The 24,434-nt window shown below is 58.3% G+C and carries 25 protein-coding genes; 21 read left to right on the top strand and 4 right to left on the bottom strand.

Annotated elements, in window-relative coordinates; translation table 11 throughout:
* Window positions 1-2: 2 nt before the first annotated feature.
* From TRIHO_RS00880 to TRIHO_RS00950, 15 genes are all read left to right on the top strand, one after another.
* Window positions 3-605, top strand: coding sequence for a CoA pyrophosphatase (locus tag TRIHO_RS00880; protein ID WP_068239357.1), 603 nt, complete (start codon window positions 3-5; stop codon window positions 603-605).
* Entirely contained in the window at window positions 602-1,759 is a 1,158-nt protein-coding gene (locus TRIHO_RS00885; protein WP_068239360.1) for a CCA tRNA nucleotidyltransferase, read from the top strand. The genes TRIHO_RS00880 and TRIHO_RS00885 overlap by 4 nt, the downstream gene beginning before the upstream one ends.
* A 190-nt stretch (window positions 1,760-1,949) precedes the next feature.
* A complete protein-coding gene (locus tag TRIHO_RS00890) occupies window positions 1,950-3,077 on the top strand; it encodes an MHYT domain-containing protein (protein WP_068239362.1) in 1,128 nt (375 codons plus the stop codon).
* A gap of 109 nt (window positions 3,078-3,186) precedes the next feature.
* The gene (locus TRIHO_RS00895; protein WP_068239364.1) at window positions 3,187-4,041 is read left to right on the top strand and encodes an FAD binding domain-containing protein; all 855 of its coding nucleotides are present in this window, start codon (window positions 3,187-3,189) and stop codon (window positions 4,039-4,041) included.
* A gap of 13 nt (window positions 4,042-4,054) precedes the next feature.
* A complete protein-coding gene (locus tag TRIHO_RS00900) occupies window positions 4,055-4,549 on the top strand; it encodes a (2Fe-2S)-binding protein (protein WP_068239368.1) in 495 nt (164 codons plus the stop codon).
* Window positions 4,546-6,963 carry an aerobic carbon-monoxide dehydrogenase large subunit gene (locus tag TRIHO_RS00905; protein ID WP_068239371.1) on the top strand — a complete coding sequence of 806 codons (2,418 nt, stop codon included), beginning with the start codon at window positions 4,546-4,548 and terminating at the stop codon, window positions 6,961-6,963. The genes TRIHO_RS00900 and TRIHO_RS00905 overlap by 4 nt, the downstream gene beginning before the upstream one ends.
* A 54-nt stretch (window positions 6,964-7,017) precedes the next feature.
* Complete coding sequence (locus TRIHO_RS00910) at window positions 7,018-7,893, top strand: AAA family ATPase (protein WP_068239374.1); 876 nt, start codon at window positions 7,018-7,020, stop codon at window positions 7,891-7,893.
* Entirely contained in the window at window positions 7,890-9,071 is a 1,182-nt protein-coding gene (locus tag TRIHO_RS00915; protein WP_068239376.1) for a vWA domain-containing protein, read from the top strand. The genes TRIHO_RS00910 and TRIHO_RS00915 overlap by 4 nt, the downstream gene beginning before the upstream one ends.
* A complete protein-coding gene (locus TRIHO_RS00920; RefSeq protein ID WP_068239378.1) occupies window positions 9,068-9,850 on the top strand; it encodes an XdhC family protein in 783 nt (260 codons plus the stop codon). Before TRIHO_RS00915 ends, TRIHO_RS00920 begins: the two co-directional genes overlap by 4 nt.
* A gap of 160 nt (window positions 9,851-10,010) precedes the next feature.
* Complete coding sequence (locus TRIHO_RS00925) at window positions 10,011-10,463, top strand: CoxG family protein (RefSeq protein ID WP_068239381.1); 453 nt, start codon at window positions 10,011-10,013, stop codon at window positions 10,461-10,463.
* A 305-nt stretch (window positions 10,464-10,768) separates the two neighbouring features.
* The gene (locus TRIHO_RS00930; protein ID WP_068239384.1) at window positions 10,769-12,607 is read left to right on the top strand and encodes an ABC transporter ATP-binding protein; all 1,839 of its coding nucleotides are present in this window, start codon (window positions 10,769-10,771) and stop codon (window positions 12,605-12,607) included.
* Window positions 12,604-14,448, top strand: a complete 1,845-nt coding sequence (locus TRIHO_RS00935; RefSeq protein ID WP_068239387.1) for an ABC transporter ATP-binding protein — start codon at window positions 12,604-12,606, stop codon at window positions 14,446-14,448. Before TRIHO_RS00930 ends, TRIHO_RS00935 begins: the two co-directional genes overlap by 4 nt.
* 69 nt (window positions 14,449-14,517) lie before the next feature.
* Complete coding sequence (locus TRIHO_RS00940) at window positions 14,518-15,765, top strand: class I SAM-dependent RNA methyltransferase (RefSeq protein WP_068239391.1); 1,248 nt, start codon at window positions 14,518-14,520, stop codon at window positions 15,763-15,765.
* A 23-nt stretch (window positions 15,766-15,788) separates the two neighbouring features.
* Window positions 15,789-16,574, top strand: a complete 786-nt coding sequence (locus TRIHO_RS00945) for an ion transporter (protein WP_068239913.1) — start codon at window positions 15,789-15,791, stop codon at window positions 16,572-16,574.
* A gap of 76 nt (window positions 16,575-16,650) precedes the next feature.
* Window positions 16,651-17,169, top strand: coding sequence for a L,D-transpeptidase family protein (locus TRIHO_RS00950; RefSeq protein ID WP_068239394.1), 519 nt, complete (start codon window positions 16,651-16,653; stop codon window positions 17,167-17,169).
* Between the two features lie 109 nt (window positions 17,170-17,278).
* Here the strand turns inward: TRIHO_RS00950 and dalA are convergent, their stop codons facing one another.
* The gene (dalA, locus tag TRIHO_RS00955) at window positions 17,279-17,773 is read right to left on the bottom strand and encodes a divisome-associated lipoprotein DalA (protein ID WP_068239397.1); all 495 of its coding nucleotides are present in this window, start codon (window positions 17,771-17,773) and stop codon (window positions 17,279-17,281) included.
* A gap of 167 nt (window positions 17,774-17,940) precedes the next feature.
* Between dalA and TRIHO_RS00960 the strand changes: the two genes are divergently transcribed.
* Window positions 17,941-18,558: a L,D-transpeptidase gene (locus TRIHO_RS00960; protein ID WP_068239399.1), complete on the top strand. Its 618-nt coding sequence runs from the start codon at window positions 17,941-17,943 to the stop codon at window positions 18,556-18,558.
* Window positions 18,559-18,699: 141 nt separating this feature from the next.
* The gene (locus TRIHO_RS00965; protein WP_068239402.1) at window positions 18,700-18,882 is read left to right on the top strand and encodes a ferrochelatase; all 183 of its coding nucleotides are present in this window, start codon (window positions 18,700-18,702) and stop codon (window positions 18,880-18,882) included.
* A gap of 99 nt (window positions 18,883-18,981) precedes the next feature.
* Here TRIHO_RS00965 and hemH read toward each other — a convergent pair whose 3' ends face one another.
* Together hemH and TRIHO_RS00975 are read right to left on the bottom strand one after the other, a co-directional pair.
* Window positions 18,982-20,043, bottom strand: a complete 1,062-nt coding sequence (gene hemH / locus TRIHO_RS00970; RefSeq protein WP_068239405.1) for a ferrochelatase — start codon at window positions 20,041-20,043, stop codon at window positions 18,982-18,984.
* Between the two features lie 122 nt (window positions 20,044-20,165).
* Window positions 20,166-21,002 carry a methyltransferase domain-containing protein gene (locus TRIHO_RS00975; RefSeq protein WP_068239408.1) on the bottom strand — a complete coding sequence of 279 codons (837 nt, stop codon included), beginning with the start codon at window positions 21,000-21,002 and terminating at the stop codon, window positions 20,166-20,168.
* Between the two features lie 11 nt (window positions 21,003-21,013).
* On the opposite strand from TRIHO_RS00975, the gene TRIHO_RS00980 reads away from it, so the two are divergent.
* From TRIHO_RS00980 to TRIHO_RS00995, 4 genes are all read left to right on the top strand, one after another.
* Window positions 21,014-21,745, top strand: coding sequence for a ComF family protein (locus TRIHO_RS00980; RefSeq protein WP_068239411.1), 732 nt, complete (start codon window positions 21,014-21,016; stop codon window positions 21,743-21,745).
* A gap of 72 nt (window positions 21,746-21,817) precedes the next feature.
* A complete protein-coding gene (gene grxC / locus TRIHO_RS00985) occupies window positions 21,818-22,075 on the top strand; it encodes a glutaredoxin 3 (RefSeq protein WP_068239414.1) in 258 nt (85 codons plus the stop codon).
* Window positions 22,076-22,083: 8 nt separating this feature from the next.
* Window positions 22,084-22,914 (top strand): carbon-nitrogen hydrolase family protein, encoded by an 831-nt coding sequence (locus TRIHO_RS00990; protein ID WP_068239916.1) that lies wholly within the window; start codon window positions 22,084-22,086, stop codon window positions 22,912-22,914.
* The gene (locus tag TRIHO_RS00995; protein ID WP_068239417.1) at window positions 22,914-23,354 is read left to right on the top strand and encodes a MarR family winged helix-turn-helix transcriptional regulator; all 441 of its coding nucleotides are present in this window, start codon (window positions 22,914-22,916) and stop codon (window positions 23,352-23,354) included. The genes TRIHO_RS00990 and TRIHO_RS00995 overlap by 1 nt, the downstream gene beginning before the upstream one ends.
* A 299-nt stretch (window positions 23,355-23,653) precedes the next feature.
* Here TRIHO_RS00995 and ubiG read toward each other — a convergent pair whose 3' ends face one another.
* Window positions 23,654-24,397 (bottom strand): bifunctional 2-polyprenyl-6-hydroxyphenol methylase/3-demethylubiquinol 3-O-methyltransferase UbiG, encoded by a 744-nt coding sequence (gene ubiG / locus TRIHO_RS01000; protein ID WP_068239421.1) that lies wholly within the window; start codon window positions 24,395-24,397, stop codon window positions 23,654-23,656.
* Between the last annotated feature and the right edge of the window lie 37 nt (window positions 24,398-24,434).

Genomic DNA, 24,434 nt, shown 5'->3' on the forward strand with positions numbered 1-24,434 from the left:
CCGTGTCAGCGCTTGCGGCGAGCATTACCGAAGCGTTGCGACGCAATGTCGGACAGACCACTGATTTCGACCTGAACCCAGAGGTCGTCCTCCCTGCCGGGCGCACCCTGCGTCCGGCAGGGGTGCTGCTCGGTATCGAAACCTTTTCCGACCGACCGAGAGTTCTGTTGACCAAACGGTCTTCTGCATTGCGGCATCACCCGGGTCAAATCGCATTTCCGGGTGGAAAAGTTGATGCAACAGACCGCGATGCGACTGCTGCGGCGCTGCGAGAAGCCTCGGAGGAAGTTGGGCTGCCACCAATGCTGCCCCGGATTCTCGGTCACCTTCCTTCGCATGAGACGGTCACCGGGTTTCAGGTCACCCCGGTTGTGGCCTTGATTGAACGTCCCTTTGATACGCGCGCCGAAATTGGGGAAGTGGCAGAGGTTTTCCGGGTTCCGCTGGATCATCTCCTGGATGTGTCACGCTATCAGATCCAATCGCGTCACTGGCGAGGGGCACGACGACACTACTTTGTCGTTCCCTTCGGTCCTTACTATATCTGGGGTGCGACCGCGCGCATGCTCCGTGGATTTGCGGCAGCAATGGGGGCGGGGGAATGAAAATTGATCAGCCGTGGCTTCGAACCCCTGCCACAAGAAACGTCTGCATTGCCCTGAGCGACGGCGGGGCGGAGGTTTTCTTTGTTGGGGGATGTGTGCGCAATGCGCTGCTGAAAGAACCGGTTTCGGATCTTGATCTCGCCACGTCCCTGTCGCCGCAGGATGTTCTGGAGCGGGCAAACCGCGCTGGGCTCAAAGCGGTTCCGACGGGGATTGAGCATGGCACTGTGACGATCTTGTCAGAAGGTCAGCCATTTGAAGTCACAACCTTCCGGAAGGATGTGGCGACAGACGGGCGACGTGCCGTGGTTGCATTTTCCAGCTCGGTCAGGGAGGACGCGCAGCGGCGGGATTTCACGATGAACGCGATCTATGCACGCCCCGATGGCGAGGTTGTCGATCCGCTTGACGGCTTGAGCGATCTGCATGCACGCAGGGTCCGGTTCATCGGCGATGCATCGACACGCATCAAAGAAGACTACCTGAGGATCCTGCGGTATTTTCGGTTTCATTGCTGGTACGGCAAGCCTGAAGACGGGTTTGACCCCGAGGCGCTTGCCGCGATTGCAGAAACGCAGGACGGGCTGGAGCAGCTTTCCCGGGAACGCGTCGGGGTTGAAATCGTCAAACTTTTGTCCGCGCACGATCCAGCGCCCTGCGTGGCGGCGATGCGGCAGATTGGCGTTCTGGCGCGTGTTTTGCCAGGAGCAAATGACCGGGCTCTGGCGCCGCTGATCCATCTGGAAGGCGATCTGGCCCCGCAGGCAGAGACGCGTCTGGCAACACTAGGCAGTGAAACGTTGCAGGCGGACTTGCGGCTGAGCAAGGCCATGTCCGAGCGCATCCGGCTGTTGCGGGATTTGGCAGTGGGGTCGACCTCGCCAAGTGAACTTGCCTACCGACATGGCGCAGAGACCGCGAAACGTGCGTTGATTTTGCGGGCTGCCTTGCTGGAAACATCACTTCAACCCACGTTAGAGACTGATATTTCGATTGGGGCGGCGGCCATTTTTCCCGTAGCAGCCAAAGATTTGATGCCGCGTGTCTCGGGTCCGGCTCTGGGGCGGGCGCTGCGAGCCCTCGAGGCAGAGTGGATCGAATCCGGCTTTGTCCTCACGCGGGAGGAACTGATCGCGACCTTGCGGCCGGATTGATGGCTGCAACTGGACCGGGCCACGCCAGTCGCAATTGTGTCTGGCTCCAGACTGTTAACTGCATTTTCCAGCATACGGTCCAGGTGCAACCCATAGGCGATTTGTTCAGAGCGAGTGGCCGTGATCCTTTCGTGCTGGAAACAGCAATCATCGTTTGCGAATCCCACCCCCATCCCTAAGATTACCGGGGATGGAAACGCTTCTTGCACAACACAACTTCACGCTTGTGATCATGGCCTGCCTGGTCGCGACCGTTGCCGCATTCACGGGGCTGTCGTTGACGAGAGAGTTGGCAAAGAAACCTGTTCTGCAACGCAAAATCTCGATCTCACTGGCCGCGATCGCGCTGGGCGGTGGCATCTGGTCGATGCATTTTGTCGCCATGCTGGGTTTGCAGTTGCCAATCCTGTTCTACTACGATGCTGCGCTCACACTGGTCTCGGCGCTGACCGCGATCCTGATTGTCGGGGTCGCGCTTGTGTTGTTGCATTTTGTCGAACGGACGCCGCTGGTCATAAGCAGCGCAGGTGGCATTGTTGGAATTGGTGTCCTGGCCATGCACTATATCGGTATGGCGGGTTTGCAGCAGTGTCGCGCGATCTATACCCCTTTTGGGCTGATCGTTTCTTCGGTGGTGGCCATCGGGCTATGCGTGTTGGCGATCTGGCTTGCGTATGGGAAACGCAGGATCCGAAACATCTATCTTGGTTCTTTGTGTTTCGCGGTCGCGGTTTGCTCCGTGCATTTTCTCGCGATGGCCGGAACCAGCTTTGTCGCCGTCCCAAGCTTAGCGGAATTTGGCCTGACGATGAGCAACGAAGTTCTGGCGATAGGCGTAATTTTCTCAAGCTTTGTTCTGTTCGGGACGTTTCTTTGGGTTGGCGTTACCTTTTTGGTGCCGCAAGACCGTGTCATAGAACCGCAGATCCAAACTCCGGCACCACGCCCAAAGGCCGCGCCCCATGACTTGCAAATCCCCTGCGAGCGGGATGGCATCAAGGTCTTCATCGCGCCGGAAGACGTTATTTTGATGCGCGCTGATGGGCATTATACGCAGGTCTACACCGACCGGGATCGACTCTTTTGTGTCTGGCCGATCACGCAGGCGTCAAAGCGGTTGGTGCCCGTGGGTTTCTTGCAGACGCACCGCAGCTATCTGGTGAATTCGAACAAGGTTCTGCGCTTCGAGCGGGCGAAGGACAAGGGACGTTGCGTCTTTCAAAAACCAGACCTTCCGCCGGCGCCGGTCAGCCGGTCCAAGCTGAAATCCATTCAGGATGTGCTCTGCCCGGAGCGCGGCGCAATTGGTGCAGAATAGGGCGCATTTCGTGCAGAAGCCCTGTATTTCATCAGATTCCTGAAGCCATCCGTCGCGCGTCGGGCGCAGTCTCCCCCCAGCAAGAGTAATCGCTTTAGGGAGGAAGCCGATGATTCCAGCGTCATTTGAATACTATCGCCCGAAGGATATGGCGGGCGTCATCGCCATCCTTCAGGAGCACGGGGACGAGGCGCGCGTGCTTGCGGGGGGCCACAGCCTGATCCCGATGATGAAGCTGCGCATGGCGGAAGTTCCGCATCTCATCGACATGCAGGACGTCGGTGGTTTGTCGGACATCGAAATCGGCCCTGATCGTGTCCGGATCGGTGCGATGGTCACGCAATCTGATCTTATCGACGATGCCGCTTTGGCAAAGGTTGCCCCCATCCTGCGCGAAGCAGCCCTACAAATCGCCGACCCTCAGGTGCGTTATATGGGAACCGTCGGTGGCAATGTTGCAAATGGGGATCCCGGAAACGACATGCCGGGGCTGATGCAATGCCTTGACGCAACCTTTGTCCTGATCGGACCGGATGGCGAACGCGCGGTCGCGGCGCGGGACTTTTACGAGGCCGCCTACATGACCGCGCGCGAAGACGAAGAGGTGCTGACAGCCGTGACGATCCCGCTTCCCAAAGGCGGTTATGCCTATGAGAAGCAGAAGCGCAAGATCGGGGACTATGCCACGGCTGCGGCGGCAGTTCAGATTTCCAAGGATCAAAACGGGTGTAGCGCTGCGTCGATCGCGATGACGAACCTGAGCGATACGCCCATCTTTTCCGAGGCCGCAGGTGCGGCGTTGGTTGGCACCTCTGTTGATGATGCCGCGCTCAAAGCCGCAGTTGCGGCGATGCTGAACGACATTGACCCAACCGAAGATAACCGCGGCCCGATCGCATTCAAGAAATATGTGGCTGGCGTCATTCTGCGCCGCGCCATCGAACGTGCCTGGTCGCGCGCCTGAGGGAGGAATTTCCATGTCCAAGAAAATGCACATTACGCTGACGGTGAACGGTAAGGAAGAAGAGTTCCTGGCAGAGCCGCGTGAACTGTTGATCTATACTCTGCGCGAACGGCTGAACATCACCGGTCCGCATATTGGCTGCGACACGTCCCATTGCGGAGCCTGCACTGTGACGATCAACGGCAAGTCCGTGAAATCCTGTACCCTCTTTTCCGCCCAGGCGAATGGAAAGGAGATCACCACCATCGAGGGGATTGGTGGTCCCGATGATCTGCATCCGCTGCAATCCGCCTTCAAGGAGCATCATGGGCTCCAGTGTGGGTTTTGCACGCCGGGCATGATTACACGCGCAGCAAAGCTTCTGCAGGAAAACCCGAATCCGACCGAGGCGGAGATCCGCTTTGGAATGGCCGGCAATATCTGCCGCTGTACGGGCTACCAGAACATCATCAAGTCCATTCAGGCCGCTGCCGCGGAAATGAATGCCGCCAAGGAGGCTGCAGAATGAAAGACGAGATCGACAACAGAGACGAACGCGTTGCCAACCTCAAGGGTTTGGGTTGCTCGCGCAAACGCGTCGAGGATGCGCGCTTTACCCAAGGCAAGGGCAATTACGTTGACGACATAAAGCTGGACGGGATGCTGTTTGGTGACTTTGTCCGGTCGCCCTATGCGCATGCGCGGATCAAGAGCATCGACACCGCGGCGGCCATGGAGGTCCCTGGCGTGCTGGCGGTTCTGACCGCTGCCGACCTGGAACCCCTTGGGCTGCATTGGATGCCGACCCTGGCCGGCGACAAACAAATGGTACTGGCGGACGGAAAGGTCCTGTTTCAAGGGCAGGAAGTCGCCTTTGTCGTGGCCGAAGATCGTTTCGCCGCCGCTGACGGCATCGAGCTGGTCGAGGTCGAGTATGAAGAGCTTCCGGTGATCGTCGATCCATTTGAATCGTTGAAATCAGACGTGGTGTTGCGGGAGGATCTGGATCCCAAGGCCCCCGGTGCGCATGGACCGCGCAAACACCCGAACCACATTTTCACCTGGGAGGCCGGTGATAAGGCACCCACAGAAGAGGTGATCGCGAATGCCGAGGTCGTAGCGACCGAAAGCATGTATTATCACCGCACCCATCCCTGCCCGCTGGAAACCTGCGGCTGCGTGGCTTCGATGGACAAGGTCAATGGAAAATTGACCCTCTGGGGGACGTTCCAGGCGCCCCATGCGATCCGCACGGTGGTCTCTTTGATCTCTGGCATCGAGGAACACAACATCCGTGTGATCTCGCCCGATATCGGCGGCGGCTTCGGCAACAAGGTTGGGGCTTATCCGGGCTATGTCTGCTCGGTTGTGGCGTCGATTGTCACTGGCAAGCCGGTGAAGTGGATCGAAGACCGCATGGACAATCTCATGACCACCGCCTTTGCGCGGGATTACCACATGACCGGCAAGATTTCAGCCACCAAAGAGGGCAAGATCACCGCATTGCACTGTCATGTCACCGCCGATCACGGTGGGTTCGATGCCTGCGCCGATCCGACCAAGTTTCCGGCCGGGTTTATGAATATCTGCACGGGGTCCTACGATATTCCGACCGCGTATCTTGAGGTGGACGGGGTTTATACCAACAAGGCCCCAGGCGGAGTCAGCTATCGTTGTTCGTTCCGGGTGACCGAGGCGGTCTATTTCATTGAGCGCATGATCGAGGTGCTCGCGATTGAATTGAATATGGACGCGGCCGAGTTGCGCCGGATCAACTTCATCAAGAAGGAACAATTCCCTTACAAGGCGGCGCTGGGCTGGGAATACGACAGCGGCGACTACCACACCGCGTGGGACAAGGCGCTGAAGGCTGTTGATTACGACGGATTGCGTGCCGAACAGGCGCAGCGGGTCGCGGATTTCAAAGCTGGCAAAACGCGCAAACTGATGGGCATCGGGTTGAGCTTTTTCACCGAGATTGTCGGCGCGGGTCCGGTCAAGAACTGTGATATCCTTGGGCTGGGCATGTTCGACAGTTGTGAGATCCGTATTCATCCGACCGGCTCCGCCATCGCCCGGCTTGGTACAATCTCGCAAGGGCAGGGTCACGCCACGACCTTTGCGCAGATCCTCGCGTCCGAGATCGGGTTGCCTGCGGATAGTATCACCATCGAAGAAGGCGACACCGATACGGCGCCCTATGGGCTCGGGACATACGGGTCGCGCTCAACGCCGGTGGCGGGAGCGGCCACTGCCATGGCTGGTCGCAAGATCCGCGCCAAGGCACAGATGATCGCGGCCTATCTGCTTGAAGTGCACGACAACGATGTCGAGTTCGATGTCGACCGGTTTGTGGTGAAGGGCGCGCCCGAGCGGTTCAAGACGATGAAGGAAATCGCCTTTGCCGCCTATAATCAAGCGATCCCGGGGCTCGAGCCGGGGCTGGAGGCGGTCAGTTACTACGATCCCCCGAACATGACCTATCCCTTTGGCGCATATGTTTGTGTCATGGATATTGACGTGGACACGGGCGTTCCAGACATCCGCCGGTTCTACGCATTGGATGACTGCGGGACACGGATCAACCCGATGATCATCGAAGGCCAGATCCATGGCGGCCTGACAGAAGCGCTCGCTGTCGCCCTGGGGCAGGAAATTGCCTACGATGATATGGGCAATGTCAAAACGGGCACGTTGATGGACTTTTTCCTGCCGACGGCATGGGAAGTGCCCAACTACGAGACCGATTTCACGGTGACCCCCAGCCCGCACCATCCGATTGGCGCCAAAGGCGTCGGGGAAAGTCCGCACGTCGGCGGCGTCCCGTGCTTTTCAAATGCCGTGCAGGACGCCTTCCGGCCTTTTGGCAACCGGCACACCAATATGCCGCATGACCATTGGCGGATCTGGCGTACGGCAAATGAATTGGGGCTGCACGACTAGGACCTCCGCGATGGGGCATCCGGGCAACGGATGCCCCCGACAAGGGAATGCAAAATGACCTGGACCGATCTTAAATCCGCTCTGGCGGCAGAGGGATATGTTGCCTCTGACGATCTGGCAGTGGCGCTGCATCTTGGCCTCTCATTGCAACGGCCTCTTCTGCTTGAGGGGTCGGCGGGCGTGGGGAAAACCCAGCTTGCCCACAGTCTGGCGATCGCGCGCGGGGCCAAGCTGATCCGGCTGCAATGTTACGAGGGGCTTGATTCCGCGCAGGCGATCTATGAATGGAATTACCAAAAGCAGCTTCTGTCGATCCGCGCTGCCGCCGAGAATGGCGAGACAGGAAACGCTGTAGAGAAACGGATTTTCTCGCGCGAATTCCTGCTGGAGCGGCCCTTGCTGGCCGCGATCACGCAAGACACGGCTCCGGTTCTGCTGATTGACGAAATTGATCGCGCGGATGAGGCGTTCGAAGCTTACCTTCTGGAGGTCCTCTCGGAGTTCCAGATCACCGTGCCAGAGCTGGGCACCATCACGGCAACGACCAAACCGGTTGTGATCCTGACATCAAACGGGACGCGCGACCTGTCGGACGCCCTGCGCCGTCGTTGTCTTTATTCCTATATGGAGTACCCGGATCGAATGACCGAGCTGGCGATCCTCGGCGCCCGCTATCCGACGGTCGAGACGAGGCTGGGGCAACAGATCGTCGGCTTTGTGCAGAAACTGCGTGAAGAAGACCTGGAGAAGACCCCTGGCATCGCCGAGATGTTGGATTTTGCTGCGGCCCTGATGGGGCTTGGGATCGCAGATCTCACCCGCGACCCGGCGGTCCTGCAACATACGTTGAGCACATTGCTGAAGACGCAGAACGACCGCGCGCAGATCACGCCCGAGGTGGCGGCACGTATTGCGGGACGCGCCGCATGAGCCGGGTGACTCGCTTTGCAGCCCGTGACCCCGGAGCGATGGCGCGCATATCCGGGTTCATGGCCCACCTGCGCAACAACGGGTTGCAACTTGGCGTTTGCGAAACCAACCTCGCGATGGAAGCGCTTTGTGCCGTCGAGGCTGTAGAAGCCCAACACGCGCGCCTTGCCTGGCGGGCGATCTGTACAGGCTGCAAAGACGAGGCAGATCGCTTTGATGATCTGTTCGACAGCTACTGGCTCGACGCAGGCCGTGTGAAACAAAAGATCGTACCGACACCGCCCACAAGCGATGACAGCGGTGTGCAGTCATCGCGAGACGCCCAAGGCAAGGACGCCAGCGGAGCAGGGACCGCGACTGCGCCTGACGGCGGCGAAGGAGAAGCCGTGAGTGATGGCGAGGGCCGCCTGGTTGCGACCTCGGTCCAGAACCTGATGCAAAAGGATTTGCGGGATTTGGTAACACCCGACGACATTGCGCAGGCAGAGGACGTCGCTCGCCGTCTTGGCGCGGCGTTGCGTGATCGCAGGTCGCGCCGCAGAAGCGCCGCACATCGTGGGGACCGGCTTCATTTTCGCAAGATCATCCGCGCCAGCCTTGCAACGGGTGGCGAACCCTTGCGCCTGTTCCGCAAACAGCGTCCGGAGCGCCCGCATAAAATCGTCGCGCTTTGCGATGTGTCAGGGTCTATGACCCTCTATTCACGGGTCTTTCTGGCGTTTCTGGCTGGATTGATGCGGTGTGACCGTCATGCTGATGCCTATCTGTTTCACACCCGTCTTGTACGTATAACCGAAGCCTTGCGCGATAAGGATACCCTGCGGGGAATTGGCCGGATGTCGTTAATGGCTGACGGTTTTGGTGGCGGTTCGCAGATCGGGCCTTCGTTGCGAACCTTCGCGCAAACCTATGCCAAACGTTTTGTGGACGGGCGCAGCGTTGTCCTGATCCTGTCAGATGGGTATGACACTGCGCCCGCTGAAACGTTGGACGCCGCCCTGTCCGAACTGAAAAAGCGTGGATGCAAAGTGATCTGGCTCAACCCGCTGAAATCTTGGCAAGATTACGCGCCGGTGGCCAGCGGTATGGCTGCGGCACTACCCTATCTCGACCTTTTTGCTGCGGCGAGCACGCTGAACGATCTGGCGGCGCTAGAGTCAGAATTGGTGGCACTATGACATTGATCGAGAACCTGCCCATGGATCTGGCAGAAGCCGCAAAGTCTCTGCGTGCGCAGGGGGAGGCCTTTGCGTTTGCAACGATCGTGCGGACGGCGGGTGCGACAGCGGCGAAACCGGGCGCAAAGGCGCTCCTCGATCAGGAGGGGAGCATTGTGCATGGGTGGCTTGGTGGCGGTTGCACACGCGCGGCTGTCAAACGGGCCGCTGTCGAGGCTTTCAAGTCAGGCAAGCCGCAACTGGTGTCCATCGCGCCAGAGGAATTATTGGCAGAAAAAGGTGTCATGGCCGGCGACGAAGTTGACGGTACCCTCTTTGCGCGGAACGGGTGTCCGTCTCGGGGCAGTATCGATATCTTTATCGAGCCGTGCCTGCCGATGCCAATGCTGGCGGTCATCGGCAGTTCCCCGGTTGCCCGTGCGCTAAGCTCGCTCGCTCCTAATTTTCAATGGGATGTCACCGGTGCAATCCATCAAAGGGTCTCCCACCAACATCATGCGATTGTTGTTGCCACCCAGGGTCAGGGCGATCTGGATGCGCTGACGGCGGCCCTGAATTCAAAACCGGATTTCGTTGCATTCGTCGGGAGCCAGAAGAAATTCGCGGTTCTTGCCGGACGGCTCCGGGATGCTGGGGTTCTGGAAGAGGCGATTGCCTCCGTCAAAGCGCCAGCAGGACTGGATATCGGCGCGATCACACCCGAGGAAATCGCGCTGTCGATCCTGGCCGAGCTTGTCCTGCAACGGCGCAGTTTCTTGTCGGAACGCGTCAATGACTGATCTGAGTGCGCCCGCTGCCATTGCTGCCTGCCGAATGCAGGAGGACCCCACGAAATGAAACATCTGATCTCTGGCTTGCGCCGTTTTTGCAGAAAATGGGCTCTCAAGCCCGAGCATGTCGATCAAATCAGATTCCCCTGTTGCTAAAGAAGGACTTACTATGGAACTCACAGACGAAATCCTCATCAACGCGCCGAAGGACCGCGTTTATGCGGCCCTGAATGACCCGGAAATCCTGCGGCAGTGTATTCCCGGATGCGAAGAGCTGATCAAGCATTCCGACACCGAACTTGAAGCGAAGGTTGTGCTCAAGATCGGCCCGGTAAAGGCGCGGTTCACGGGGCAGGTACAGCTCGACACCACCGATGCGCCGGATGGGTTTTCGCTTACGGGACAGGGCAATGGCGGTGCGGCCGGACATGCCAAGGGGGGCGCGGACGTGACCCTCATCGCGCAGGGAGACCAAACCATCCTGCGCTATGACGCCAAGGCGGATATTGGCGGCAAGCTTGCCCAATTGGGCAGCAGATTGATCCAGAGTACTGCCAAAAAACTGGCAGCAAAGTTCTTCAAATCCTTTGCCGATGTGCTGAACGAAGAGCCCGTTGCCTGAACGGCGGCGAAGGACCTATCCCGGAACACAGGTGTTTGAAGCAAGCCTGGACAGTTTGCAATCTCAAGTTGTGTGACCGGTCAGGCCGGTGTCGGAAAAATTTCACGTTTGGAGGGCGTGACAAAGAAGAAAAAGCGCGCTACCCATTTGCGTGCTGACGAAGCGGGAGGAATGCAGATGTATCGTGGGATTTGGAAGGACGTTTGACGTCTTGACCTAATCGAGGACGTGACGCAGGGATTTTAATCTCTGTGGTTCGGCCTGCGCATCGCATTTCTGAATTTGCTCAACTATGGAGCACCGCTATGTTTCGTTTCTTTGAAAATCTTGTCGATCCTTATTGCGACTATCCTGAAACAGACCGTCCGCCGACCCGCCTTTGGCCATTTATGCTGGAGTATGCGCAGCCCTTCAAAAAGGTGTTCTGGGCAACCGCAGTCATGTCTGTCGTGGTTGCCGCCGTCGAGATTGGGTTGATCTCTTATATGGGGCGTGTCGTCGATCTGTTGTCCGGGCCGCGGCAAGAATTCTGGCACAACCACGGGGTCGAGATGATCCTGATGGCCTTGTTCATCCTGTTTCTCCGGCCGATCCTTCAGCTTCTTGATGTTCTCCTGCTGAACAATACGATCTTGCCAAACTTTGGCACGCTTATTCGCTGGCGGGCACATAAACATGTTTTGCGTCAATCAGTTGGTTGGTTTGAGAATGATTTTGCCGGACGAATAGCGAACCGGATCATGCAAACACCGCCCGCTGCGGGTGAAGTTGTGTTTCAGATCTTTGACGCGATCACCTTCGCCTTGGCGTACCTCGTGGGGGCCGCGTTTCTGTTGTGGAGCGCCGATGCCCGACTGTTGTTGCCGCTGGTGATCTGGTTTGCCCTTTACGGCGCGTTGATCAAATGGACCGTAAAACGGGTCGGCCCTGCGAGCCAGGCCGCTTCGGATGCGCGTTCCACGGTAACGGGCCGGGTGGTGGATAGTTATTCCAACGTCCACTCCGTCAAACTGTTTGCGCATCATAGTCGGGAGCTGGACTACGCCAAAGACGCTATCGAGAAAACCCGCGAGACGTTCCAGACCGAAATGCGCATTTACACCATCATGGATGGTGCTCTTGTGGTGTTGAACGGGTTGCTGATCGTCGGCGTTGTGGGCTGGGGCATCCTGTTGTGGACCCAGGGCACCGCGTCGGTTGGCGTTGTCGCGGCGGCTACCGCCCTGACGCTGCGCCTCAACGCCATGACCGGATGGATCATGTGGGCGCTGACGACGTTCTTCCGCCAGCTTGGCGTTGTTGCCGAGGGCATGGAAACCATTGCACAGCCGATTGATCTGGTGGATTCGCCCAAGGCCAAGCCCCTGTCGCTGCCCGAGGGTCAGATTATCTTTGATGGGGTGTCACACCATTATGGACGTGACGCAGGTGGCCTGGATAACCTGTCGCTGAAGATCCACGCCGGTGAAAAGGTTGGCCTGATCGGGCGGTCGGGGGCCGGAAAATCGACACTGGTCAAGCTCTTGTTGCGGTTCTACGACGCTGAAAGCGGCCGCATTCTGATTGATGGTCAGGACATCACGCAGGTCACGCAGGACAGTCTGCGCCAAGCGATCGGCATGGTGCAGCAAGACAGTTCGCTGTTGCATCGCTCCGTCCGTGACAACCTGCTCTATGGGCGGCCGTCGGCCACCGAACAGGAAATGCTGGCCGCCGCGCGGAAGGCCCATGCGCATGATTTCATTCTCGATCTCGAAGACCCGCAGGGACGGACAGGTTATGATGCCCATGTCGGTGAACGTGGCGTGAAGCTATCCGGCGGCCAACGCCAGCGCGTGACTTTGGCGCGCGTCATCTTGAAGAATGCGCCGATCCTGCTTTTGGACGAAGCGACATCGGCGCTGGATTCCGAAGTCGAAGCCGCGATCCAGAAAACGCTCTACGGGATGATGGAGGGCAAAACCGTCATAGCAATCGCCCACCGTCTTTCTACGATCGCACAAATGGACCGGATCTTGGTGCTGGATGAGGGAAAGATCGTCGAGGAAGGCACGCATGAGGCGCTTTTGTCCGCAAATGGCCTATATGCACAGTTCTGGGCGCGCCAGTCGGGCGGGTTCTTGAATGTAGAGGCGGCAGAATGAAGCTCGGCAACCTGATCAATGCGTTCCAACCGGCGGATGGACCGCCCCCACAGACGCTTGGACCTTTTCTGCGTTGGTGTCTGGCTGGCGCTTGGCCGATGCTCTGCATTGCGGCGGTGTTTTCATCCCTGGCCGGGGCAATGGAAGCCGGGACGGCTTTTATCCTCGGGCTGGTCATTGACACCGCGTTGCAAGGTGGGCCGGAGGGGTTCTTTGCGGATAATCTCGGGATTGTTGTGGCGGCGCTGGCATTTTTCCTGCTGGTGCGCCCGGTGCTGTTCGGGCTTTCGGCAGCGACAAATGCCATTATCGTTCAGCCGAACGTCAGCCCGCTCGTTCTATCGCGTCTGAACCGGTGGACACTGGGCCAGTCGGTGCGGTTCTTTGATGACGACTTCGCCGGCCGCATTGCGCAGAAACAGATGCAAACCTCAAATGCGGTTACCACCGTCGTGGTGGAGCTGATCAACGTGGTGGCTTTTGCTCTGGCCTCGCTTGCCGGTGCCCTGCTTCTGCTGGGGTCTGTCGATCTGCGGATCACGGGGATTTTTCTGGTCTGGCTGATCGGGTATTTTGCGATGATCCGCTGGTTCTTGCCCCGGATTCGCCTCCGTGCGGCCGGCAGAGCCGGAGCGCGGGCCAATGTCAGCGGGCAGGTGGTCGACACCATCACGAACATCAAGACGGTTCAATTGTTCGCCCATGCGGACCATGAAGAACGTGGCGCGCAGGACGCGATGGTGACGTTCCGCGACAAGGCGCTTGCCTTTGGCTATTTGTCCGCGTCCTTTCGATTTTGCCTGATGAGCCTGGCCGGTCTTCTTCCGGTTTTGCTGATCGGCGCGACTTTGCTGCTTTGGCAGGGCGGGATTGCCAGCGAGGGCGACATTGTTGCAGCGGGTGCGGTTTCGATCCGGATTGCCCAGATGACCGGTTGGGTCAGTTTCACCCTCATGGGGATCTATTCCAACGTGGGAGAAATCGAAAACGGCATGAAAACCCTCGCACATCCGGATCGGATTGAGGACACGCCAGATGCGCAAGACCTCGAAATCACCGATGGCACCATCGAATTTGACGACCTCAGTTTCAGCTATGGGCGCGACGTTGGTGGGATCACGGATGTTTCCTTGACCGTTCAACCGGGCGAGAAGCTTGGCATCGTTGGTGCATCAGGTGCGGGGAAATCGACCCTCGTGGCTCTCTTGTTGCGGCTCTATGAAGCGGAAAAGGGAAACATCCGGATAGATGGCGCCGACACATCGATGGTCAGCCAGAACAGTCTGCGTAGTCAAATTGGAATGGTCACGCAGGAAACGGCCATGTTCAATCGCTCCGCGATGGACAACATTCTATACGGTCGTCCAGACGCCACAAAAGAAGAGGTCATCGCGGCGGCGAAAGCGGCCGAGGCGGATGGTTTCATCGTCGATCTTGAGGATGGCCAGGGCCGCAAAGGGTATGACGCCTATCTGGGCGAACGGGGGGTCAAACTGTCTGGGGGGCAGCGCCAAAGGATTGCGCTGGCGCGAGCGATCCTGAAGGACGCGCCGATTCTGGTCTTGGACGAAGCGACATCGGCATTGGATTCGGAGGTCGAGGCCTCGATCCAATCGGCGCTGTCTCGGGTGATGGAAGGTAAAACGGTCCTTGCCATTGCCCACCGTCTTTCGACTCTTTCAGAGATGGACCGGATCATCGTGATGGAGGCTGGCCGGATCGTCGAGCAAGGCAGCCATGATGCCCTGTTGGCAAAGGGCGGCCAATATGCGCGGTTCTGGTCGCGCCAGTCAGGCGGGTTTATTCGTACGGATGACGACGCCTCTGCTGCCGCCGAATAGCACTGCCTTTCCAGAATTCAGGCGCATTTGTACCTTTTGCCGTCCGCCCAGCCGCGCTATGGCAGAGGTATGAATGACGCAGCCAGAACCAGAGCCACGATCGAACGTTTGGGACACCAGGGCGATGGAATCGCCCCGGGCCCTCTGTTTGCTCCCCGCACGCTCCCGGGGGAAACCATCACAGGTGTTGTGGAGGGGCAATCGCTCGGTGACATTCGGATCGAGGATCCGTCTGATCAACGTGTGCAAGCGCCCTGCAGGCATTACAAATCCTGCGGTGGATGCCAGATGCAGCACGCAAGTGATGACTTCGTCGCAGAGTGGAAATCCGATATCGTGCGCAGCGCATTGAAATCGCGCGGATTGACGACTGTGTTTCGCCCGATCCTGACGTCACCTGCCCGGTCCCGTCGACGCGCGACATTTTCGGTGAAGCGGACCAAAAAAGGCGCGATGGCCGGTTTTCACGGCCGTGCATCGGATGTCATTACCGCTATTCCCGACTGTCACCTGCTCGCGCCGGAATTGCTGGCTGCGATTCCGATGGCCGAGGATCTGGCCACGATCGGGGCCAGCCGCAAGGCGCCACTTGCCGTTACGATCACAACCTCGACCGCCGGGCTGGATGTTCTTGTCCGCAATGGCAAACCCCTGGACGGTCCATTGCGGATCGAGCTAGGTCAGATCATCGAGCGCCACAAACTGGCCCGACTGACGTGGGACGACGAACCCATGGGGATGGAACAAGCGCCGGTGCAACGATTTGGCCGCGCCCTGATCTGTCCTCCGCCTGGGGCATTCCTGCAGGCAACCGAGGAAGGCGAGGCCGCGCTTGTTGCGTCGGTTCGCGAAATCGTTTCGGGCGCGCGGCGGATTGCTGATCTGTTTGCGGGCTGCGGGACTTTTTCCCTGCCCTTGGCCGAAGACGCCGAGGTGCTTGCCGTGGAAGGGGAACGCGAGATGCTCGTGTCGCTGGAGCAAGGCTGGCGTCAGGCGCGTGGACTGAAGAAAATCACCACCCAGACACGGGACCTGTTTCGCAATCCACTTCTGCCGGAGGACCTCAACCCATTTGGGGCGGCCTATGATGCGGTTGTGATCGACCCGCCACGCGCCGGTGCAGAGGCGCAGGTCGCCGAGCTGGCGCAGGCGCGAACGCCAAAACTGGCCTATGTTTCCTGCAATCCGATCACCTTTGCCCGTGATGCGGAAACGCTTGTTAAGGCGGGATATACTCTTGATTGGGTACAGGTCGTTGACCAGTTCCGTTGGTCGTCGCATACGGAACTGGTAGCGAGCCTGACCTGGTCTCGTTGAATGCCAAAAGAGAGATGCCGCTGATGATCGACCGTCTGAATTCAACTCTTGAAAGTGAGGCCTTTAGTCGTTTCATCACTGCGGTGATCCTGGTGAACGCCGTCACGTTGGGTCTGGAAACCTCGGATGTCGTCATGGCCAGATTTGGTGGCATCGTGCACCTGATCGACGAAATCTGTCTGTTGATTTTCATCCTTGAGATCGCGGCCAAGCTGATCTGCAAAAGGTTGAAGTTCTTCGTCAATGGCTGGAATATTTTCGACTTCTTGATTGTCGGTATCGCTCTGGTGCCGGGGGCCCAGGGGTTTTCGGTCTTGCGAGCGCTGCGTATCCTGCGGGTTCTGCGGGTCATCTCCGTCGCGCCGAGCTTGCGGCGCGTGGTCGAGGGCTTCATCACCGCACTTCCAGGCATGGGGTCGGTGTTCCTGCTGATGGCGATCATTTTCTACATCGGCTCTGTCATGGCGACGAAGCTTTTTAGCGACACCTTTCCGGAGTGGTTTGGCACACTTGGTTTGTCGGCCTATTCACTGTTTCAGATCATGACCCTGGAAAGCTGGTCCATGGGAATCGTTCGCCCGGTCATGGAGGTTTACTCGCACGCTTGGGCCTTCTTTGTTCCTTTCATCATGGTCACGACCTTTGCCGTTGTGAACCTGCTTGTCGGTTTGATCGTAAACTCGATGCAAGAAGGCCATTCGCAGGAAGAGGGCGAGCGAACCGATGCCTATCGCGATCAGGTTCTGGCCCGACTTGAAGCCATCGAAAAGAGCATCGCCCAGGCCAACGATCAGCCGACACAAAAGTGATTTTCAATCCCGGGGCGGGTTGTTGTATTCTGGCCGAAACAAACAAAAGCTAAATTAGAGCGGACAGAGCAGACACATGCACAGGCGAACATTCGGGGTAGGCTTGCTGGCCGCCATCGGGACAACAGCGGGCTGTTCCAGCGGACCGCGTATCAGACGGTATGACGGACCTCCTGTGACCTCCATTGTGGTCAATAAGGGCGCGCGCAAGATGTACCTGCTGCACGATACCAGGATCTTGCGGGAGTATACCGTACAGCTGGGCTTTGCGCCTGTCGGGCACAAACAGATCGAGGGCGACGGGCGCACCCCCGAAGGCAGCTATCTGATCAATCGACGCAATCCGCGCAGCCAATTCCATCTGTCACTCGGTGTGTCCTACCCGAATACGGCGGACCGGGTCCGTGCACAGGCGCTGGGCGCGCGACCAGGCGGTGATATTTTCATCCACGGCGAGCCAAACGATCCTGAAAGCCGGAAGCGGGCTGCCCGTGTCAAGGATTGGACCGCCGGCTGCATCGCCGTTACCAATGAAGAGATTGAGGAAATCTGGGCGATGGTTCAGGATGGAACCCTCATTACATTGCGCCAGTAGCCCCTGGGGTAGCCCTGTCCGCTGAACACAACAAAGGCCGCATCATATTTGAATGCGGCCTCTTTTAACTCTCATGCGATGCAGGGGGAAACCCTGCCGTAGGTGGGGCTCAGTTGGCCATCACCAATGTCCACCAAATCTTGCCGTTTGGCTCCTGAAACCAGGAGAATCCCATGTTGACGGCCTTGGGGTCCATGATCACCGACCTGGTTGTGCTATTCTCCATCCAGGCTGTCAGAGTCTGAAGCTCGTTTTCATAAGATTCGGAGATCGTCTCACCAAGCAAGGTACCAGTGTAGCCAACGCGGGCAATGCGATCCAAGGGCGACGACCCGTCAGAGCCAAAATGCCATGGGCGGTTCTGAACCGACATATCGCGGGAATGTGTCGCGGCAGCGGCATTCAGTTGGGCATTCAATTGGACGTTCCGGCTGCCGGCGGCCTGGCGCAGGGCATTGACCGAATCAAGCATTCGAAACTGAACGCGCTCGTCGTTGCGAATCTTGTAGACGCCCGATCCGCTGGCGGTGCCGTCGTTGCCGGTCGCGCAGGCGGAAACGATGAAAGATGCCAGAACGGTCAAAATCAGAAATACGCGTTTCATTCTATGCCCTAGGTGTTGCGTTACTGCGTCCCTTATCGCTCCTGTGACTTATAGGCAAACCCGGTCCGGTCACAATGGTGCGATTCCAGGGGATTGAATTGCGACTGCGGCTTTCCGGCCATAAACTACGCGGCGAGACCGACCCATTCATTGCAGAGTAGCTTGTCATGACACGTAAACCCATTTTGATACCGACCCGTCGGCAATTTCTTGCAGGGTCGTCATCGCTTTTTGCCCTGCCAGCCGCGGCGCAGGATCTCGCGAGTGAGGATGATTCTGGATATGATCCGCTCCGACCGCCGCCAGAACCCGAACCCAGTGTGGCGCGCAATATTTCGGCGTTCAGAGCAAAGGACTGGCGCCCCTATTTTGACAGCCTCCGTGGCGGCGCGATTCTCGTCGATATTGACAGCCGAGCGTTGCATTTCTGGTCGGCGGACGAGGCCGTCTACAAGCTCTTCCCATCGTCCGTTCCGCTGAGTGATGATCTGACACGCCGTGGCCGGACCAAAATTGTGCGCAAGGTCGAGGGTCCCGGTTGGTCGCCAACGCCCAATATGCTCAAGCGCAACCCGGAGTGGCCGTCCTACATTCCACCGGGACCGGACAACCCGCTGGGGACCCATGCGTTATACCTTGGTTGGAAGTACTATCGGATCCACGGAACCCACGACACGCGCAAGATTGGGCGTCGATCTTCCAACGGATGCATCGGCCTCTACAACGAACATATCGCCGAACTTTTTGAACTGGCCCGGAACGGAACACAGGTGTTGCTAATTTGACCACAACTGCGTGTGGGGCTGCACTTGAGATTTAACAAGCATTTGCAATCTGGTGAGTTTACTGCTTAGAAAAACCTCACGAGGTAAGTCTTGAGTGCGCATACCATATGTGTGCTATGCGCGTATTCTGGAGGTTATAATATGAAGAAACTCGTTATCGCTGCCGCTCTGGTCGCTGCTGCTTCCGCCGCATCCGCCGGCAACTTGGCAGAACCGATCGTCGAAGCGCCGGTTATCATTGAAGAAGCAACCGGTTCTTCTTCCGGCATGCTGCTTCCGCTGCTGCTGCTGGTCATCGTGGCCGCTGCTGCTGCTGGCAACTAATCGTTGCTTAAGAAATGAGGAAAGGCGGCTGAGCAATCAGCCGCCTTTCTTGTTTCTGACAGGCCTGTTTTTCGGTCCGCCGCAGCCGGGGATAGCGGGCTAGTCCAGCCATCCCTTCAGGTTCCTGCGCACCATCTGCGACAGCGCAGCGATGTGGCTTTCCTGATCGTTGAGGCAGGGGATGTAGGTGAATGTCTCACCGCCGGCATGCTCAAAACTCTCGCAGATCTCTTCGTTGATCTCTTCAAGTGTTTCGATGCAATCCGCCGAAAAAGCCGGGGCGATCACGGCGATGTTCTTCTTGCCCTGTTTTGCAAGCTCCGCGACATGTTCAACCGTATAGGGACGCAGCCATTCTTCCGGGCCAAAGACCGACTGGAACGTGGTCACGATATCTGTGTCGGCCCAGCCCAGGCGTTCTTTCAGAAGTCGCGTCGTCTTCTGGCACTGACAGTGATAGGGATCGCCCTGCATCAGATAGCGTTGCGGCATTCCATGGTACGAGCAGACGAGGATGTCGGGTTTCTTCTCTAGTTTTGAGTAGCTTTCCTCGACCGACCGCGCGAGCGCATCAATGTAATCCGGCTGGTCGAAATATGGCTCTACCGTCCGCGCCGCAGGTTGCCAGGTCTGTTCCATCAGCGCGCGAAAGAAGGCGTCATTTGCCGTCGCGGAGGTCGCCCCGGCGTAGTGCGGATAGAGCGGCACAAACAGAATCTTCCGGCACCCGGCCGCAACAAGCGCTTCGACCTTGGATTTGGTCGAGGGATTGCCGTAGCGCATGCAGAAATCGACGATAACCTGATCTCCGTAAGTCTCCCGCATCGCCGCAGCCATTTTTTCGGTCTGGTCCCGCGTGATCGTCATCAAGGGGCTCTCGCCCTTGTCGTGATTCCAGATGGATTTATAAGCCGCGCCCGAGCCAAAGGGGCGTTTGGTCAGGATGATCAGTTGCAACAGCGGCTGCCATTTCCACGCGGGATAGTCGATAACGCGCCGGTCCGAAAGAAACTCACTCAGGTAGCGCCGCATTGGCCAATAGCTGTAGTGATCCGGGGTGCCGAGGTTCGCCAGCAGAACGCCCACCCTCTCTTTGGCTACCTTTGGATGATCTTCCGTAGCATGTGCAGGTCGGGTCGCGGTGGGGCTGGCATCCAGCATTGGCAAAGATCCTAGTGTTATGTCGCTGTGGAATGTTCGGGGTTAGATAAGTCTCTACGCGGCCAAAGGCCAATTGGATCATCTGACTGCGACCATTCGCTCAGGTTATCGGAAATCATGCGCTACTCCTCCTCGGGCAGATTGCCCTCTGGTACCCTCAAAGCATCCGCGAGTCGCATCTTTGCAGATCCGGGGCGCAGGGGTTGGGGTTGCGATTCGGCGGGGGACCAGCCCGTCAGGCATACAAGTTCGAAAGTCGCATTCAGCTTGCCCGATTCAGCAGAAAAATTCTGTCTATAGATGTGATTTGCCAGCTCGAAGAGGCTCCTCGGTGTCGGCTTGCGCAGTCGGGCGGACATCGTGTTGGTTTCTCCCATGGCGCGCAAATCGTGCATCAGGTGGGTCAGGTCGCGATATTGGACGGTCAAGGGCACCACGTCGGCGACAGGCAGGGCAAAACCCGCACGTTGCAACAGCGCCCCAAGATCGCGAATCTCCCCCATTGGGGCAACGCGCGGGGACAGGCCTCCGCTGATATAGGTCTCGGCCTCCGCCAGCGCGGACCGCAGTTCATGCAAGGTCTGTCCGCCAAGGGTTACCATCAGCAGCAATCCATCGTCTTGCAGGGCTCTGCGGCATTGGATCAGCTGGCCAACAGGATCGTTGGCCCAGTGCAGCCCCATGACATGCACCAGCACATCGTGAGATCCCGGTTTGAGATCTATCACCTCGCTGTCAGGAACCAGTTTGGCACCGGGCAGCATTCCCTCCCAGGGTTCCGCAAAAGGCGCGACAATCGCAGGCTTGGTAAAGACTCTATTAACCATGCTGAGGCGATCCTCGACCTCGTCTCTGGCCATATCGTGCAGGAACATCGCATCCGGCTGACGCCGGGCGCGGCGCAGGCGAAGTGTATCGTGGTCAAAGATCTGGGGATGAGCCATCGGTTCTTGAGTCATGAGGTGTACCTATGACGTTGCGCGCGCGGATTCAAACTGCAGTTACTCTTGTCTACCCAGCGCGCTGCCTGAATTGCGGCGGCTTGGTCGAAAGTGATTTTGGATTGTGTAGCGCCTGCTGGCGGGAAACGGAATTCATATCCGGGCTTGTCTGTGACAGATGTGGCGTGCCGGTCGCCGGTGAAGATGACGGGCAGCCTGTTGAATGTGACGACTGCGCCATGTCCCAGCGGGATTGGTCGCAAGGGCGGGCGGCACTTGTATACGGAGGGCAGGGGCGACGTTTGGTTCTGGCGCTCAAACATGGCGACCGAACCGACCTGGCGCATCCTGCGTCGGCCTGGATGCTCCGGGCTGCGGCGGCACTCCTGGAACCCGCCCCCTTGGTGGTTCCGGTCCCTCTGCATTGGTCCCGGTTGCTGCGCCGTCGCTACAATCAATCGGCCTTATTGGCGCAGGCCCTGGCCGCGCGTGCCGGCTGCGATTGGGTCCCGGATTCATTGATACGCTCCGTTCAGACCCCGATGCTTGAGGGGCGCAGCCGTCAGGAGCGAACAGATCTACTGGCAGACGCCATCCGTCCGCACCCCCGCATGGGGGAACGGATGACGGGACGCGACATCCTGTTGGTGGATGATGTGCTGACCAGTGGCGCCACGCTCTCTGCTTGTGCACGGGCATGTTATGCTGCCGGTGCAAAGAGAGTGAGCGTCGTCGTCCTCGCTCGGGTCACGGCACTGTGAAAACACTGGCAAAGCTTGTAAAACGGCCCCACATCGCGCAAGACCCGTGAACAAAATCGAAGGGAGACCGATATGCAACCGGTTGAAATCTATACCTCGCCGCTTTGCGGTTTTTGCCATGCTGCCAAGCGTTTGTTGACCCAGAAGGGCGTACAGTTTTCCGAGATCGACATCCTTGCGGACCCTGATCGTAAACCGGAAATGATCACGCGGGCAAATGGCGGTCGGACCGTGCCGCAAATTTTTGTCGGTGAGATCCACGTCGGTGGCTGTGACGACCTCTATGCGCTCGACCGCGCAGGCAAGCTCGACCCCTTGTTGGCGGCTTGATGTCAACAATGCGCGCTGCTCTGCTTCAGACGACGTCTTCGGACAGTCCCGCGGACAACCTCGTTGGTGTCTGTGAGATGATTGAGCAGGCCGTCGGCCAGGGTGCTGAGTTTGTTCTGACACCAGAAGTGACAAATTGCCTGTCGACAAGCCGGGCGCGTCAACAGGAGGTCCTGAGCATTGAAGCAGACGATCCGACGTTGTCCGGATTGCGGCAGGCAGCAAGCCAGCACGGGATCTGGATTTCGATCGGGTCACTGGCGCTCAAGACACAGGACCCGGATGGACGATTTGCCAACCGGCAATTCCTGATCTCTCCTGCGGGCGAAATCGTAGCCCGCTATGACAAGATCCATATGTTTGATGTCGCAGTCTCGCAGGACGAAACCTACCGTGAATCCGATGGCTATCGTCCGGGGACGAAGGCTGTCGTCGCGGATACGCCCTTTGCTCGCATTGGTCTTACCATCTGCTATGATGTGCGCTTCCCGGCGCTTTATCGCAAGCTGGCGCAGGCCGGTGCAGAGATCCTGACGGTGCCGGCAGCCTTTTCTCCTGTGACAGGGGCAGCGCATTGGCACAGCCTGCTTCAGGCCCGGGCCATCGAAACGGGATGTTTTGTGCTGGCGGCAGCTCAAACGGGAACGCACCCTGCCACGCGCGGCAGCCAACGAAAGACCTATGGCCATTCGCTCGTGGTGTCCCCCTGGGGGGAAGTGCTGGCCGATGCCGGTACACAAGCGGGGGTGACATGCGTTGACCTCGACCTTGAAGAGGTGAAAAAGGCACGAAGCCGGGTGCCATCGCTCACCCATGACCGAGAGTTTGACGAACCCTGATGGATGAGAACCACTCCCTTGCTATTTCGCTGTTCAGTGAGATCCTGATGGCGGATCAACTGGCGCGCTCCCGGCTGAGCAAGGCGTTGCCCAAGGGAATGGAATTGTCGCATTTCTCGGTTCTGAACCACCTCGCCCGCGCGGGACTGGAGCGATCACCGGCCCAACTGGCCAAGGCATTTCATGTCACACGGGGCGCGATGACCAATACGATCAACAAATTGGAAGTTGCAGGCTACGTTCACGTTCGGCCGGACTGGGATGATGCACGTCGCAAAATGGTCGCGATCAGTCCCGCGGGTCGCAAAGCGCGGGATGCGGCGCTTGCATCGATCATTCCTATGATTTCCGAAGTGGTCTCCGAACTTGGCGGAGACCGGGTCCGTTCCGCATTGCCCATCCTGCGCGAATTTAGGGTCAAGCTGGAAGCGGAAGACTGACGCGTCGGCAAAATAACCGACGCGTCAGATACGAAGAATCCCGGATGTGTGCGGGTTCTCTTTGGTGAGGCCGTGAGTGGTGTGAATGCGCCCCAAATACGCGTCCTGCCGGAAGAACCAAGCGAGTGGTGTGGTGTGCTTGTCTCAATTTAGGCGGTGCGTAGCGGCGACCCTATGCAGGTTGCCAAACACAGACAACGCCTCCTTCGGATGCCTGATGTATACTAAAGTATAGGCGACCTTCGAAGGCAAGTGTTTTGAGGTTATTCCGTATTTCAAGGCCGGTTCAAAGGGACAACCTAGGGTTTTGTGCTGGCTGTGACGTAGTTCACGCTCAAATCGCGCTCAGAAATTGACCAACTCCACAGAATCGGGTTGAAAACGAATCCCTTGCGGTCAACGGGCGTGAGGCCGGCCTGGCTCAGCAAATCGTACAATTCATCAGGTGTGATGAACTTCGACCAGTCGTGCGTGCCCCGTGGCAACCAGCGCATCACGATTTCAGCGCCGACGATTGCCATTGCATAACTCTTGGGGTTGCGGTTCAATGTAGAGCAGATTTGCAACCCGCCTGACTTCAAGAGTTGCTGGGTCGCTGTGAGATAGCTCAGCGGCTCCGCGACATGTTCAACAACTTCCATATTGAGGACGATATCGAATTGCTCACCGGCCTCGGCCAGTGCTTCGGCGGTGGTGTGACGATAGTCGATAGCAAGCCCGGACTGTTCCGCATGGACACGGGCGACCGGCAGATTACCTGCTGCTGCATCGGCGCCAACGACGTCCGCTCCAAGCCGTGCCATGGGTTCGCTGAGCAACCCGCCGCCGCAACCGATGTCGAGGAGCCTGAGGCCGGCAAAAGGCGCAGGCGCGGACAGGTCCCGGTCAAATTCACCCGCGATCTGGCGGGTAATGTAGTCAAGCCGACAGGGGTTTAGCATGTGCAGAGGCTTGAATTTTCCGTTCGGGTCCCACCATTCAGCGGCCATCGCTTCGAACTTGGCGACTTCGGAAGGGTCAACCGTGGACTGTTGCGCTTGCATTCCTGTCTCCGTGTGTTTTCTTGTACGTCTAGTCGTC

This window comes from Tritonibacter horizontis, from assembly GCF_001518015.1.
Classification (GTDB): Bacteria; Pseudomonadota; Alphaproteobacteria; order Rhodobacterales; family Rhodobacteraceae; genus Epibacterium; species Epibacterium horizontis.

Bases quoted from the DNA above. Each gene is read 5' to 3' on its own strand.
- TRIHO_RS00885 (WP_068239360.1), top strand. From the start codon at position 602: ATGAAAATTGATCAGCCGTGGCTTCGAACCCCTGCCACAAGAAACGTC.
- TRIHO_RS00890 (WP_068239362.1), top strand. From the start codon at position 1,950: ATGGAAACGCTTCTTGCACAACACAACTTCACGCTTGTGATCATGGCC.
- TRIHO_RS00895 (WP_068239364.1), top strand. From the start codon at position 3,187: ATGATTCCAGCGTCATTTGAATACTATCGCCCGAAGGATATGGCGGGC.
- TRIHO_RS00900 (WP_068239368.1), top strand. From the start codon at position 4,055: ATGTCCAAGAAAATGCACATTACGCTGACGGTGAACGGTAAGGAAGAA.
- TRIHO_RS00905 (WP_068239371.1), top strand. From the start codon at position 4,546: ATGAAAGACGAGATCGACAACAGAGACGAACGCGTTGCCAACCTCAAG.
- TRIHO_RS00910 (WP_068239374.1), top strand. From the start codon at position 7,018: ATGACCTGGACCGATCTTAAATCCGCTCTGGCGGCAGAGGGATATGTT.
- TRIHO_RS00915 (WP_068239376.1), top strand. From the start codon at position 7,890: ATGAGCCGGGTGACTCGCTTTGCAGCCCGTGACCCCGGAGCGATGGCG.
- TRIHO_RS00920 (WP_068239378.1), top strand. From the start codon at position 9,068: ATGACATTGATCGAGAACCTGCCCATGGATCTGGCAGAAGCCGCAAAG.
- TRIHO_RS00925 (WP_068239381.1), top strand. From the start codon at position 10,011: ATGGAACTCACAGACGAAATCCTCATCAACGCGCCGAAGGACCGCGTT.
- TRIHO_RS00930 (WP_068239384.1), top strand. From the start codon at position 10,769: ATGTTTCGTTTCTTTGAAAATCTTGTCGATCCTTATTGCGACTATCCT.
- TRIHO_RS00935 (WP_068239387.1), top strand. From the start codon at position 12,604: ATGAAGCTCGGCAACCTGATCAATGCGTTCCAACCGGCGGATGGACCG.
- TRIHO_RS00940 (WP_068239391.1), top strand. From the start codon at position 14,518: ATGAATGACGCAGCCAGAACCAGAGCCACGATCGAACGTTTGGGACAC.
- TRIHO_RS00945 (WP_068239913.1), top strand. From the start codon at position 15,789: ATGATCGACCGTCTGAATTCAACTCTTGAAAGTGAGGCCTTTAGTCGT.
- TRIHO_RS00950 (WP_068239394.1), top strand. From the start codon at position 16,651: ATGCACAGGCGAACATTCGGGGTAGGCTTGCTGGCCGCCATCGGGACA.
- dalA (WP_068239397.1), bottom strand. From the start codon at position 17,773: ATGAAACGCGTATTTCTGATTTTGACCGTTCTGGCATCTTTCATCGTT.
- TRIHO_RS00960 (WP_068239399.1), top strand. From the start codon at position 17,941: ATGACACGTAAACCCATTTTGATACCGACCCGTCGGCAATTTCTTGCA.
- TRIHO_RS00965 (WP_068239402.1), top strand. From the start codon at position 18,700: ATGAAGAAACTCGTTATCGCTGCCGCTCTGGTCGCTGCTGCTTCCGCC.
- hemH (WP_068239405.1), bottom strand. From the start codon at position 20,043: ATGCTGGATGCCAGCCCCACCGCGACCCGACCTGCACATGCTACGGAA.
- TRIHO_RS00975 (WP_068239408.1), bottom strand. From the start codon at position 21,002: ATGACTCAAGAACCGATGGCTCATCCCCAGATCTTTGACCACGATACA.
- TRIHO_RS00980 (WP_068239411.1), top strand. From the start codon at position 21,014: ATGACGTTGCGCGCGCGGATTCAAACTGCAGTTACTCTTGTCTACCCA.
- grxC (WP_068239414.1), top strand. From the start codon at position 21,818: ATGCAACCGGTTGAAATCTATACCTCGCCGCTTTGCGGTTTTTGCCAT.
- TRIHO_RS00990 (WP_068239916.1), top strand. From the start codon at position 22,084: ATGCGCGCTGCTCTGCTTCAGACGACGTCTTCGGACAGTCCCGCGGAC.
- TRIHO_RS00995 (WP_068239417.1), top strand. From the start codon at position 22,914: ATGGATGAGAACCACTCCCTTGCTATTTCGCTGTTCAGTGAGATCCTG.
- ubiG (WP_068239421.1), bottom strand. From the start codon at position 24,397: ATGCAAGCGCAACAGTCCACGGTTGACCCTTCCGAAGTCGCCAAGTTC.